This is a genomic window from Pseudomonas allokribbensis, assembly GCF_014863605.1.
Lineage (GTDB): Bacteria > Pseudomonadota > Gammaproteobacteria > Pseudomonadales > Pseudomonadaceae > Aquipseudomonas > Aquipseudomonas allokribbensis.
In genome coordinates this window covers 3,406,688-3,419,978 of record NZ_CP062252.1, presented here as the reverse complement: position 1 = coordinate 3,419,978, position 13,291 = coordinate 3,406,688, and the positions used below count along the sequence as shown (strand labels likewise).

The following is a 13,291-nucleotide window of genomic DNA, read 5'->3' as shown; positions in this document are numbered from 1 at the left end:
ACCGCATCATGCTCGCAGAGGCATAAATGCACAGCATCGCGCAATCCTTGGCGCCGGTATGAATGCACATCGAGCGTGTATTTATGGTGAATGGCAGCGCACAGAGGAATCTTTTACTGAGATAGCACGTCTTGGCGATGGGAGCGTTGTTCGCTCCCCCTGCTCGTCAGGCTCAAACGCTTTTCGTAATCAGCGAGTCCGTTGAGGGGGGGTTAGGCGTTCTGGGTTTTCGCCAGGTAGATTGTACGCCTGATTTGCTCTGCAGAGCCGTCTGCATGCCCCTGCGTATAGAGCCGATCTCCCATTACTCTGAAGATATGGGAGATCGCCTGCCCGCGGCCCGCTACCACCTCGGTAAGCTCCAACAAAGGCTCCATGAGCCATCGCCCTGATTTGTTGAAATAACCCGGGCTGACCAATTGTATCTCGTCAATCGATGCGGAAGGGTTTCGCTGAGTCAGCGCGCTTTTCAATAACTCCAGGCTGGACAGCATCAGCATATGACTGATCTGCAGGCCGTCTTCTTCGTGAACCGATCGAGCGTAAAACCAAGGTAAATGCAGGCCATGCTCGACGCAGGACCATAGATGTATATCTTCGCCGAGGAACGCCGGCGTTGGTATTTTTGCTTTCCGACTCGTTCTAAACATTTTCCCGCCACTCTCGGCAAATGAACACTATAGATTGTAGCTCTAAAGTGTTCGTTATTGCCCTATAGTTCCTTTTGCGAGCGGTGCAAAATGGAGCTGAATCAAGCATTCGGGGTGGCGTTGCAGCGCCTGAGAAAAAGCAAGGCGCTGACGCAGGAGGACTTCTCGACTAAAAGCAGCCGAACATACCTCAGCACATTGGAACGCGGACTTAAAAGTCCGACTTTGGAGAAGCTGCAGGCGCTGGCCTCCGTCATGGGCGTTCAGCCGCTGACTTTGCTGGCGTACGCTCAGTTGTTGTGTGATGAGGGGCTCAGTCTCGACGAGTTGCTTTCCCGTGTGAGGGACGAGCTAGCGTTGCTGCATGTTGAGGGATGAAGTGGCAGGGGGGAGCGTCTGGTGATCATTGCAGTTTGCATCTTGTGATGTGGATAAGGACCTTGTGCCCCGACGGCAGTTTAGACGGCTACTTGGGATGGAGCGATTCCGGTGCGCTGCTCACCTCGTTTTTACGCAGACTCACTTTCGACTCGCGTCGGCTGGAATAGTTGAGTGGCCCGACTGTCGAGCAGGGCGCCCGCCTGAAAGTAACCCATCACCGTGGTAACACTGCGATGTTCAGTCATGACCATCACTTCGCCGAGCGGCACGCCCTGACGCCCGGCCTCGGTGACAAACCCCGACCTTAAACTGTGCGCCGCCCAATCGCCCTCCAGGCCTGCCAACTTTGCCCGACGCTGGACGATGCGCGCAATCTGGTCGGCCGACAAGCCTGCCGTCCCGACCTTGCCACCTTTATACAGCCGGCGAAACAATGGACCAGAGTCGGCGGGCGCGGCTGTCAGCCAGGCGGCCAGCGCTGCGGCCGCCGGCCCGCGCAACGGTTTCTCACGACGCACACCGCCGGTGTCGGTCTTGGTCGCGCCTAGCGCGTACAGCCAAGTATCGGCATCCAGTTGGCGTACATCGCTCGCTTGCAGTCCCACCACCTCTGAACGTCGCCGGCCGCCGCCGCTCCATGCCAGCAGGAGCAGGGCGCGGTCACGGATGCCGCGCACGCCGTCGTCGCAAGTGGCGAGCAGTGTCTGCAAGGGTTCGAGCACAATCGCGGTTTTCTTGCGCACGTTCACGCCCTGGCGTGCTTGGGCCTTGCGTGCCTCGCGCAGCAAGGTCTTTAGCGCCGGCGCTTCGGTCGGACTGTCCCACTGATTGATTCGATGCCATTTGCCCAACACGGCTAGGCGATGGCTCACCGTATTGAACGCCAGCGGTCCTGGTTTGGTTTTGACCCGGGCGGCGATCAGCACGGCATCGATGCCCGGCGGCAGCAGGTGGGCCCAGCCGCCGTCGGCCAGCGGTCGCGCCAGGTGATCAAGGACGAACTGTATGGCTACGGGGACGGGGAGCGGCGCATCGCCCAGCGCTTGCCCATAACGCAGCTGCAGCCAGGCCGACCAGTAGGCGAGGGCGCTGCGGTAACTGCGTACAGTATTCGCCGCGGTGCCGGCGGCAATAAACGCCGCCGCGGCTTCCTGGGCGTGGAGCGCCAAGGATTGTGGGTCCAGCGGCGTTTCGTCGATCAGCGCCAACTGATCTGTAATATTTAATACGTTCAACGTATGATAATTCCAATATCTAAAAAATAACGTCGGATAACATTCTATTATCAGACCTAATATACCCGGAGATGCGGCATGGCAGTAGGAGTACCGGAACATGAAGTGTTTGCCGCCGCGGACGCGGTGCTGGCCCGGGGTGAACGGCCGACGGTGGAGCGGGTACGCCTGGAGCTGGGCCGCGGCAGCCCAGCGCGCGTGGGTGGGTTGCTCGATCAATGGTGGGCACGCCTGGCCGAGCGGCTGAACGGTGAGACCCGCCTGCCGACGCTTCCTGGCGAAGTATCACAGGCCTTTGTCGCGGTGTGGCAACAGGCGATCCACTTGGCGCAGGGTGTCGTCGAACAGAGTGTGGCCGAGCAGCGCCAAGTGCTGGACACCGAACGTGAACGCATGGCGGTGGCGGAAGATCAAGCGCGTCAGGACATGGCCAAGGCGCGCCAGCAGGTGGTAGAGGCGACGGCGGGGCGTCAGGCTGCCGAACTGCGTTTGGCTGACCTGGAACTGCTGCTGTCCCAACGTCAGACCCAGATCGATGACCTGCAACAGCAACGGGAGAGTCTGGTGCACGAGCGCCACGAGGCCCAGCAGCACAACCAGGGATTGCAGCAGGAGCTGCAGGCGTTGCGACTCAAGGCCGAGCAGGAGCGTGTCGCGCAAGAGACCTATGTGCGCGGCGTCGAAGATCGTGCACATCGCGAGGTCGACCACGCGCGGGAGCAGAGCAAAGCCATGACCGTCCAACTCAAAGATGCTGGGCGGCAAGTAGAGCAATCGCTACGACGACAGGAGTCGCTCCAGACCGAACTCAGCCAGGCGCAGCAACGTGCCGCGGCGCAGGTGGCTCGAGCTGAAACCTTGGAGCAGCAGCTAAATCATATGCGCCAGTTGTCCGAGACGAAACGCAAGCCAAGAGTCAGAAAAAGCCCCACATTACGTGACCCCAAGGCTTAATACACTTGGTCCCACCAATGGCTGCTATCGGCCAAAAACGGACGTTCGCAAGTGGCCGCTAACGGCCAGAAGCGGGCATTCGTGGTTGACCACACTTGACCCTAAGCAACCCCATAGCTAAACGGCTCTAGAAAAAACTGTGGATCGACCCAAAGCCTTAGGCCGTACGGAATTACCGAATATCCGTCATATCGTCCGGTGAAAGTATTCGATGCGGCGAACTCCACAAATGTGCCGCGCTTATCGTCAACAACGCGGATACCAGGGCATCCGAGCAACTTGTACTTGATGATGGGTTTGGGTAATGACGTCTCCCACATCTGAATTTCTACATCAGAATCGTATTGCCAGATTGTCAGTTCCAGCCTGAGGGAGCCTTGTTCAATCAAATACCGATGCGACGTATCAAATTCATCGTGAGAAGGAACGACGCCGAGTACGGCGACCAGATCAAAAGGATCCCATGTGAGCTGTGGCATACCGTCTCCTTTGCCAGATATCGCCATGCATCGTAGCTATGATTCGTTTGTGAATCATTCTTTCCTTGCTGATCATCCACAGAAGGAGTCGCAGCGACACATGACATTTACGCTCGGGTGATACTACTCCTCAGCTTCGCAAAGCAATGTCCGCTCTGGGTCGGAAGCAGTCGTTCCTGAATGTCCGCTTCTGGCCGAAAGCGGTCACTCCTGAGTGGCAGCTATCGGCCCAGACTGTGTGAAAGGCATGCACCGTTTTGAAGTCTCTTTAACCGTCTTCAAACAGCCTCGGTCGACAACGGCCTCAAGATTGCTTGTCAGTGCCGCGGAGTGATTTTAGCACTACCGATCCGTCGATCAACTCTAATGCTCAAGGAATCACCCAAACCGACGTTCATTGCTGCAAGTACATCCGGAGGGAGATCGATAATGACGTCTCCGCTCCCATCAACTGGATCTTCGCATGTCACGTTTGTCTGCACAGATTCACTCATAAGGGAAAGACCCTCTTTGGGGAGAGCCCATATCCTAAGCCCGCATGGCTCCCGCTGACAGCAATTGGCCGATTGCTGCGGGTCACGAACGGCAACAAGTCTGCCACCGATTGGTAACTAAGCTTTTTGTAGAAGCTGATCTCAACCCAAAAAGTTCAAGTGAAGGTACCAATGAACCTCCTTAAGGTCGCTCTCTCACTCGATTCCGAAGTAATAATGGCTGTCTGCTCACCCCGGATTGCCTACACCACCCGAGCACAGACACGCCAAACCAGCGATGAAAAGCCCGCGAAAAAGTACTGACATCGGCATAACCAAGCAAACGCGCCACTTGCGTAAGACTGATTGTCGGTGTCTGAAGATAGTTGCGTACCAACTGCTGGCGCGTCTCATCCAACAATTGCTGAAATGATGTGTTTTCTTGCGCCAGGTGGCGTTGCAAGGTACGCGGATTGATTGCCATGCAATTGGCCACTCTGTCGATGGTCGCACGCCCGCTGGGCAATAAATTGCGTAGCAATTGCCTGACGTAGCCCGGCATCGCGTCTGTCGACAAGCGTTCAATGCCTGACAGATGTCCAGCTATGAGTTGATGCAAGGCTTCACTGGCGCAATCCAGCGGCTGCACCAAGACACACGCATCAAATAGAAGTCCAGTATGTGCAGCAGAGAAGGTCGGCTTGATACCTAGCGCCTGCTGATAATCCCGTTCATCGGCAAGCGGCACATGCCGTAGCATTACCGCTGCGGGCTGCCATTGGTTCCCGACCAGGGTTCGCATCAGTTGTAGACCGACACCACACGCGAGTTCTTCGGCCTGGGGTAATCCGCCGATCGCCGTCCCATCCGTCCGGTAACCAAGCAGCGCGACTCCATCAATAACTTCCAGGTCAATTTGCGCTGCGCCGTTGTAAAGCGCGAAGTTGGCACGCAGCTCGAGCAAGGCCTCGCCAATGGTACGGGCGTTGTGAATCAGGAAAAAAATATCGCCAAAGACATCGACACCCTGATCGAGCCCGAACTCCAGACCGAACAACGGGTTATTCGAACGCTGGCGGCATAGTTCCAGCAAGCCGCAATAGTGCTGGAAGGACAGGATATCTTCCGGGCGCTGTAGCGATGCCACAGGTATAGAGGTTTGTCGCAACATGTGGTTCGGGTCCAGGCCCTGGCGCCGAGCAAATTGCTCAAATCCTGTCAGGCTGAGTGCACGAATGAACGGATTGGAAACCATGTCGTTTACCGTTTGGTGTGTTGCATGCGCTGTTTCCACTTTTGTGGGCTTACGCCATTCCAGCGAGTGAAAGCTCGGGAAAAAGTGCTCAGATCAGCGTAACCCAACAGACTTGCCACCTGCGTCAGGCTGATTGATGAGTCGCAGAGGTAGCGCACGGCCATCGACTGGCGCGTTTCGTCCAGCAGCTCCTGAAATCGTGTGCCTTCTGCCGATAGATAACGTTGCAAGGTGCGCGGGCTGATCATCATGTACTCGGCCATTTCGCGAAGCGTGACTGGACCATGGGCCAGTTCATCACGCAGCCGCTTTTGCACGTAGGACGGCAATTCTTTGAGCGTTATGCGTGCGAGCTCATCGATGTGCTGCTGGGCTAACTGTTGACACCTTGCATTCGCCGCACCCAGCGGTATCGCCAGCAGTGACTCATCAAAAACCCAGGCATTGACGGTACTGTCAAAGCGCGGATGCGTGCCCAGAAGAGCGCGATAGGCCATGCGGTTTTCAGGAGCGCTATGACGCAGTGTCAAACCTCTAGGTTTCCAGGCATGCCCCATCAGCTCGCGGAGCAAACATACGGCAATTCCCATCGCCAGCTCCACCGTCTGACGTACCGATACCAACGTTCCGTCAATGACGTCGTAGATAAGCAGAGCACTGCCGGTCTGGCATTCGAGACGCACTAACGCGCCGTCGCTATGGATATGGAAATAGCGTATCAGCAGGTTCAGCGCCTCACCCACATTCGCTGTACTGCGCATGGCGTACACCAGGGTGCCTAGACTTTGCGTGCCTTGGCGCAAGCCAAACTGTAAGCCGAACAGAGGATTGTTCGAACGCACCGCACACAACTCGACCAAGGCATTGAACTGGGCGCCGGAGAATTGAGCATTCAGTGGGTCTCCGGGCAGACCAATCTCAGCCAGTGCCGAATCCGGATCGATTCCCTGACTGACAGCAAACTCTTTGAACCCCAGCAGAGCGGTGCTACGGACAGTGGACATCATCTGAGTCCCCATTTGGGTAAAAGCCTTTGGAACGACAGGCACTGGCACGATTTGCAAAAACTCTGGCGCGTTCGGCAAAGCTTTCTCCCTTGTCGCGGGACCAGACTCGAATCACCAATAACAAAAAAACTGCGTTCGGCCCAAGGCCGGACGATGGAGGTATTCGATGCGTCGGTTTCTGTTCGTTTTGCTGGTGCTCGCGCTGATTTCGGGGGCTCTGTATTTTCGGCCTCAGCTCGCTGGCCACACTGTTGTTCATCATTCCAATCACCCTCCGGTTGCCAGTATCAGCGATGCCTTCTCACACTTCTGAGGACTGAAGCGTTCTTTCCTGTTCGCAGGTGTGCTCGCGTAACTCTCCACCCGACAGCGCTCCATGCAGGAACATCTGCTCAAGCGTTCGTGCCGAGTCGGCGTTGGCTGCACGCCCGCGTTGTTCGGCGTCCACCAGCCCGTAGACCAGAGTGATGAACAGTTCGGTAAAAACCGCTGCAGTGATGTCGATGCGAAAAAGCCCTTTTTGCTGGCCTCTGAGGAAAAATCCGTCAAGCGCCTCCAAGTAAAACTGCCAGCGTGTATCACTCCGTTCGAAGTCGAGGAAATCAGGGCGGTATTGCGCCATCAGAAAGGCAAGCAGTTCTCGATGTGCGAGATGCTCGCGGATCAATCGACGCAGTGCGTCCAGCGGCTGTTGTTGCTGCAATCCGGCGCTGCGGATTACCAGATTCAGCGTACTTTCGACGTACTCCTCCAGCCGCTGCCCCAGGTTTTCCCTTGTTCCGCAGTAGCGGTGCAGGGTGGCCTTGCTTACACCTGCCAATTGCGCCAGCTCTTTCATTGTTGCCCGCGGCCGATTGACGACTGCCACAGTCAATGATTTGAGCAGTTGTTCTTCATGGGAAATCGGGTTCATCACCAAGCCTCAAGTGATCTTCATACTGGATTCACTAAATTCTCATATGAGTCATTATTGACTCATTAGGATTTTGAAAGTAGCATTCGCACCAAATTCAATCAAGCCTTGGGTGAGATATGGGCAATTTGCGTGCAGTAGGGATGGCGGGGTCGTTGGCAGTTGCCATTGCGCTGGCCGGGTGTGGACCAGCGAATGAACAGGCGGATATGGCTGAAGTGGCGCGTCCGGTAGAGGTGCTTGCAGTGAAGACTGAGCCACTGGCACTGACGTCAGAGTTGCCGGGCCGTGTGGAACCGATGCGCGTTGCGGAAGTGCGTGCGCGGGTGCCCGGCATCGTGATGCAGAAGCGTTTTGAAGAGGGCGCTGATGTAAAAGCCGGAGATCTGTTGTTCCAGATTGATCCGGCGCCACTCAAAGCGGCGTTGTCCAGGGCCGAAGGTGAACTGGCCCGTGCTCAGTCCGTTGCGCTCGAGGCTCAGGCACGGGTCAAGCGCTATGAACCGCTGGTAAAAATCGAAGCGGTCAGCCAACAGGATTTCGACAGCGCCATGGCTGACCTGCGCAGTGCTCAGGCGGCCACGCGTTCAGCCCAGGCTGATCTGCAAAGCGCCCGGTTGAACCTGGGTTATGCCTCGGTGACCGCGCCGATTTCCGGGCGTGTTGGCCGCGCACTGGTCACCGAAGGCGCCTTGGTCGGTCAGGGTGACGCAACGTTGATGGCGCGGATTCAGCAGCTGGATCCGGTGTATGTCGACTTCACCCAATCGGCCGCTGACGCGCTGCGTCTGCGCGAATCGCTCAAGGGCGGCAAACTCTCCGCCGACGACAACAAGGCGTTGTCGATTCGTGTTGACGGCACTGCTTACGAGCGTCAGGGCGCCCTGATGTTTACCGATGTCGCCGTTGACCGTGGCACCGGCCAGGTGTCGTTGCGTGGCAAGTTCGCCAACAGTGACGGTGTGTTGCTGCCGGGCATGTTCGTGCGCGTGCGCACACCTCAAGGCACCGACAATCAGGCCATTCTCGTGCCACAGCGCTCGGTGCAGCGCGGCAGCGATGGCGGGGCGCAAGTCATGGTGGTCGGCGCCGACGGCCGCGCCGAAGCGCGCACTGTGGTGACTGGTTCCATGCAGGGTTCGCGCTGGCAGATCAGTGAAGGCCTGAAGGCTGGCGATCAGGTGATTGTCAGCGGCCTGAGTGGCCTGCAGGCAGGCGCCAAGGTCGCGCCTGCTCAGCCTCAAGCCCAGGCGCTGACGCCTGAGTCGAAACAGTAAGGGCGCCATCGCCGCGAGGATATTCCGATGTCTCAGTTTTTCATCAAACGCCCGAACTTCGCCTGGGTGGTGGCATTGTTCATCTCTCTGGCCGGTCTGCTGGTCATTCCGATGCTGCCGGTGGCGCAATACCCCAACGTCGCGCCGCCGCAGATCAAGGTGACAGCAACCTATCCCGGCGCCTCCGCGAAGGTGCTGGTGGACTCGGTCACCAGTGTGATCGAAGAGTCGCTCAACGGTGCGAAGAATCTGCTGTATTTCGAGTCGACCAACAACTCCAACGGTATCGCCGAGATCGCAGTGACGTTCCAGCCGGGCACCGACCCGCAGCTCGCTCAGGTTGACGTGCAAAACCGTCTGAAAAAAGCTGAAGCGCGGATGCCGCAAGCCGTGCTCACCCAAGGTCTGGAAGTGGAGCAGACCAGTGCCGGGTTCTTGCTGATCTATGCGCTGAACTATAAGGAGGGCACCCAGCACAGCGACACCACCGCACTGGGCGACTACGCCGCGCGCAATATCAACAACGAGCTGCGCCGGGTTCCGGGTGTCGGCAAGCTGCAGTTCTTCTCCTCCGAAGCGGCGATGCGCGTCTGGCTCGACCCGCAGAAACTGGTGGGCTACGGGCTGTCCATCGACGACGTCAGCGCGGCCATCCGCGGCCAGAACGTACAAGTGCCGGCCGGCAGCTTCGGTAGTACGCCGACCAGCAGCCTGCAGGAACTGACCGCCACCCTGGCGGTGAAAGGTACGCTGGACAATCCGGAAGAATTCTCACGCATTGTCCTGCGTGCCAACGAGGACGGTTCCACGGTCAAACTGGGCGACGTCGCCCGCGTGGAAATCGGTCAGGAAAGTTACAACTTCAACTCGCGTCTCAATGGCAGACCTGCCGTGGCAGCGGCGATCCAGTTGTCGCCCGGCGCCAACGCAATCCAGACCGCAACCGCAGTCAAGCAGCGCCTGGCCGAACTGTCGGCGTACTTCCCGGATGACGTGGAATATTCCGTTCCTTACGACACCTCGCGTTTCGTTGATGTCGCGATCGAGAAGGTGATTCATACCCTGATCGAAGCGATGGTCCTGGTATTTCTGGTGATGTTCCTGTTCCTGCAGAACATCCGCTACACCCTGATTCCGTCGATCGTGGTTCCAGTGTGTCTGTTGGGCACGCTGATGATGATGTACCTGATGGGCTTTTCGGTGAACATGATGACCATGTTCGGCATGGTACTCGCCATCGGCATTCTGGTGGACGACGCAATTGTCGTGGTGGAGAACGTCGAGCGGATCATGGCCGAGGAGGGGTTGTCGCCGGTCGATGCCACGGTGAAAGCCATGGGGCAGGTATCGGGCGCGATCATCGGTATCACCCTGGTGTTATCGGCGGTGTTCATGCCGCTGGCGTTCATGTCCGGCTCGGTCGGTGTGATCTACCAGCAGTTCTCGGTATCGCTGGCGGTGTCGATTCTGTTCTCCGGTTTCCTTGCCCTGACGTTCACCCCGGCGCTATGCGCCACGCTGCTCAAGCCGATTCCACAAGGGCACCATGAAAAGCGTGGCTTCTTCGGCGCTTTCAACCGTGGCTTCGCCAAGCTCACCGATCGCTATTCGGTGCTGAACAACGGGCTGGTGGCGCGCGCCGGCCGGATGATGTTGGTGTATTTGGGCATTATCGCCATGCTCGGCTTCTTCTACCTGCGCTTGCCGGAATCCTTCGTGCCGGTGGAGGATCAGGGCTACATGATCGTCGACGTCCAGTTGCCGCCGGGCGCGACTCGCACCCGTACCGAAGCGACCGGCGAACAACTGGAGCGCTACCTGGCTACCCGCGACGGGGTTCAGTCGACGTTCCTGGTGTCCGGCTTCAGCTTTTCCGGGATGGGCGATAACGCAGCGCTGGCATTCCCGGTGTTCAAGGACTGGTCGGAGCGTGGCGAAGATCAATCGGCCATGGCGGAAGTCAATGCGCTGAACGAGCAATTTGCCGTGACCAACGACGGTGCGGTGATGGCCGTGCCACCGCCGCCGATTGACGGGCTGGGCAACTCCGGTGGTTTCGCCTTGCGCCTGCAGGATCGTGCCGGTCTGGGCCGCGAAGCCTTGCTCGGTGCCCGTGACCAGGTGCTCGGTCAGGCCAACGGCAACCCGAAAATCCTCTACGCCATGATGGAAGGCCTGGCCGAGTCGCCGCAATTGCGCGTGGTGATCGACCGTGACAAGGCACGCACCCTGGGGGTGAGTTTTGAATCAATCAGCAGTGCGTTGTCTGCCGCGTTCGGCTCGGAGGTGATCAACGACTTCACCAACGCCGGCCGCCAGCAGCGCGTGGTGGTGCAGGCCGAGCAGGGCGACCGGATGACTCCGGAAAGCGTGCTCAAGCTTTATGTACACAACACCGCGGGCGATCTGGTGCCGCTCAGTGCCTTCGTCACCACGCATTGGGAGGAAGGTCCGGTGCAGGTGGTGCGCTACAACGGTTATCCGTCGGTGCGCATCGTCGGTGATGCGGGGCCGGGCTACAGCACCGGTGAAGCCATGGCGGAAATGGAGCGTATCGCTGCGCAATTGCCGGCCGGCTTCAGCTACGAGTGGACCGGTCTGTCTTATCAGGAGAAGGTCTCCAGCGGTCAGGCCACGCAGCTGTTCGCGCTGGCCATTCTGGTGGTGTTCCTGCTGCTGGTGGCGCTGTACGAGAGCTGGGCGATTCCGCTGACCGTGATGCTGATCGTGCCGATTGGTGCCATCGGTGCAGTGCTGGCAGTGATGGTCGCCGGCATGCCCAACGACGTGTACTTCAAGGTCGGTTTGATCACCATCATCGGTCTGGCGGCGAAAAACGCGATTCTGATCGTCGAGTTCGCCAAGGAGCTTTGGGAGAAAGGTTACAGCCTGCGCGACGCCGCGATCGAGGCCGCACGGCTGCGCTTCCGGCCAATCGTGATGACGTCTATGGCGTTCATTCTCGGCGTAGTGCCGCTGGCACTGGCGACCGGGGCAGGGGCCGCAAGTCAGCGGGCGATCGGTACCGGGGTGATCGGCGGCATGCTCAGCGCGACGCTGCTGGGGGTGTTGTTTGTACCGATCTGTTTTGTCTGGGTGCTGTCGATGCTGCGCAGTAAACCTGCGCCCATTGAACAACCCGCTTTGACTCAGGAGTGACACATGCGTATTTCAGGATTTTCTACGCTGGTGATCGCCATGCTGCTGGCCGGTTGCTCGTTGGCGCCGACCTATGAGCGGCCCGTTGCACCGGTCGCGGACAACTGGGCGGGCGAGTCGCTGAAACAAGGCGCTCCGATCAACCAATTGGCGTGGCAGGCGTTCATCGTCGATCCCGATCTGCGCCGTCTGGTGGAGGTTGCGCTGGATAACAATCGCTCATTGCGCCAGACCCTTCTGGACATCGAGCAGGCTCGGGCGCAGTACCGCATTCAGCGGGCCGATCGGGTTCCCGGGCTGAATGCAAGCGCGTCCGGCAATCGCCAGCGCTTGCCGTCGGACCTGGCCAGCGACGGCCGGGCAGGGGTGGCCAGCCAGTATCAAGTCGGCCTGTCGCTGCCCGAATACGAGCTGGATCTGTTTGGCCGGGTGAAGAGCCTCACTGACTCTGCGCTGCAGGAGTATCTGGCGACTGAAGAAGCGGCCCGCGCCGCGCAAATCGCCCTGATTGCCGAAGTCAGCCAGGCGTATCTGATTCACGATGGCGCCCAGCGTCGTCTGGATCTGACGCAACAAACCCTGATCAGCCGCGAGTATTCGTTCGCGCTGATCAGCCAGCGCCGCTCGAACGGTACGGCCACAGCGCTGGACTATCAGGAAGCGCTTGGGCTGGTGGAACAATCGCGCGCCGAACAGGAAAGCAATCTGCGGCAGAAACAGCAGGCCTTCAACGCGCTGGTGTTGTTGCTCGGCACCAAGGATGCGGCGAAGTCGATTCCTGAACGGCTGTCGACGGAGCCGATGCTGGTTCAGGACATTGCGCCTGACACCACTTCCACGTTGATCGAGCGCCGACCGGACATCCTCGCCGCCGAGCACCGATTGCAGGCGCGCAATGCCGACATCGGCGCGGCGCGAGCGGCGTTCTTTCCGCGCATCAGCCTGACCGGGAGCTTCGGCACATCCAGCGCGCAGATGTCCGGTTTGTTCGACGGTGGCTCGCGGTCCTGGAGTTTTGTGCCGAACCTTTCGCTGCCGTTATTCGATGCCGGTCGCAACAGTGCCGGGCTGAGTCTGGCCGAAGCTCGTAAGGATTCAGCCGTGGCGGCCTATGAAGGCACGATTCAGACGGCGTTCCGCGAGGTCGCCGATGCATTGGCCGCCACCGACACCTTGCGCCGAGAGGAAGCCGCGCGCCGCGCACTGGCCAACACCAGCACTGAAACCCTGAGTCTGGCCAAGGCCCGTTATGAAGGCGGTATCGACAGCCACCTGCGTTATCTCGATGCGCAGCGCACCAGCTTCGTCAACGAAACGGCGTTTATCGAAGTCAGCACTCAGCGGCAGATTGCCTTGGTCGATCTGTTCCGTTCGCTGGGCGGAGGATGGTCATCACAAACAAACGTCAGATAAATCCTGGCAAGAGCTCCTTTGGGTTGGCGCATCCAACCTTTTGCCCCGTAGACCGAGAGGTTACGGGGCTTTTTTGCAGGAGGACAGAGTGTGGA

At 58.7% G+C, this 13,291-nt stretch carries 11 protein-coding genes; 5 read left to right on the top strand and 6 right to left on the bottom strand.

Annotated features, from left to right (window positions below; genetic code table 11):
• Nucleotides 1–212 precede the first annotated feature (212 nt).
• Nucleotides 213–500, bottom strand: coding sequence for a hypothetical protein (locus tag IF199_RS15485; RefSeq protein WP_192557991.1), 288 nt, complete (start codon nucleotides 498–500; stop codon nucleotides 213–215).
• A 240-nt stretch (nucleotides 501–740) separates the two neighbouring features.
• Between IF199_RS15485 and IF199_RS15480 the strand changes: the two genes are divergently transcribed.
• Nucleotides 741–1,028: a helix-turn-helix domain-containing protein gene (locus IF199_RS15480; protein ID WP_192557990.1), complete on the top strand. Its 288-nt coding sequence runs from the start codon at nucleotides 741–743 to the stop codon at nucleotides 1,026–1,028.
• A 131-nt stretch (nucleotides 1,029–1,159) separates the two neighbouring features.
• Here IF199_RS15480 and IF199_RS15475 read toward each other — a convergent pair whose 3' ends face one another.
• On the bottom strand, nucleotides 1,160–2,266 hold the full coding sequence (locus tag IF199_RS15475) for a tyrosine-type recombinase/integrase (RefSeq protein ID WP_192557989.1): 1,107 nt from the start codon (nucleotides 2,264–2,266) through the stop codon (nucleotides 1,160–1,162).
• A 78-nt stretch (nucleotides 2,267–2,344) separates the two neighbouring features.
• Here IF199_RS15475 and IF199_RS15470 point away from each other — a divergent pair, with 78 nt between their 5' ends.
• Entirely contained in the window at nucleotides 2,345–3,220 is an 876-nt protein-coding gene (locus tag IF199_RS15470) for a DNA-binding protein (RefSeq protein WP_192557988.1), read from the top strand.
• 101 nt (nucleotides 3,221–3,321) lie between these two features.
• Here the strand turns inward: IF199_RS15470 and IF199_RS15465 are convergent, their stop codons facing one another.
• From IF199_RS15465 to IF199_RS15450, 4 genes are all read right to left on the bottom strand, one after another.
• Complete coding sequence (locus IF199_RS15465) at nucleotides 3,322–3,699, bottom strand: Ypar14, super integron cassette (RefSeq protein WP_192557987.1); 378 nt, start codon at nucleotides 3,697–3,699, stop codon at nucleotides 3,322–3,324.
• 675 nt (nucleotides 3,700–4,374) lie between these two features.
• Nucleotides 4,375–5,427 (bottom strand): AraC family transcriptional regulator, encoded by a 1,053-nt coding sequence (locus IF199_RS15460; RefSeq protein ID WP_192557986.1) that lies wholly within the window; start codon nucleotides 5,425–5,427, stop codon nucleotides 4,375–4,377.
• A gap of 5 nt (nucleotides 5,428–5,432) precedes the next feature.
• Nucleotides 5,433–6,512, bottom strand: a complete 1,080-nt coding sequence (gene qhpR, locus IF199_RS15455) for an AraC-like transcriptional regulator QhpR (protein ID WP_244142389.1) — start codon at nucleotides 6,510–6,512, stop codon at nucleotides 5,433–5,435.
• A gap of 223 nt (nucleotides 6,513–6,735) precedes the next feature.
• On the bottom strand, nucleotides 6,736–7,347 hold the full coding sequence (locus tag IF199_RS15450) for a TetR/AcrR family transcriptional regulator (RefSeq protein ID WP_192557985.1): 612 nt from the start codon (nucleotides 7,345–7,347) through the stop codon (nucleotides 6,736–6,738).
• A 119-nt stretch (nucleotides 7,348–7,466) separates the two neighbouring features.
• Between IF199_RS15450 and IF199_RS15445 the strand changes: the two genes are divergently transcribed.
• Genes IF199_RS15445 through IF199_RS15435 form a run of 3 tightly spaced genes read left to right on the top strand, consistent with a single transcriptional unit; the run spans nucleotide 7,467 to nucleotide 13,196 of the window.
• Nucleotides 7,467–8,624: a MexC family multidrug efflux RND transporter periplasmic adaptor subunit gene (locus tag IF199_RS15445; RefSeq protein ID WP_192557984.1), complete on the top strand. Its 1,158-nt coding sequence runs from the start codon at nucleotides 7,467–7,469 to the stop codon at nucleotides 8,622–8,624.
• A 27-nt stretch (nucleotides 8,625–8,651) separates the two neighbouring features.
• Nucleotides 8,652–11,783 (top strand): efflux RND transporter permease subunit, encoded by a 3,132-nt coding sequence (locus IF199_RS15440; RefSeq protein WP_192557983.1) that lies wholly within the window; start codon nucleotides 8,652–8,654, stop codon nucleotides 11,781–11,783.
• A 3-nt stretch (nucleotides 11,784–11,786) separates the two neighbouring features.
• Nucleotides 11,787–13,196: an efflux transporter outer membrane subunit gene (locus tag IF199_RS15435; protein WP_192557982.1), complete on the top strand. Its 1,410-nt coding sequence runs from the start codon at nucleotides 11,787–11,789 to the stop codon at nucleotides 13,194–13,196.
• The last annotated feature ends 95 nt before the right edge of the window (nucleotides 13,197–13,291 follow it).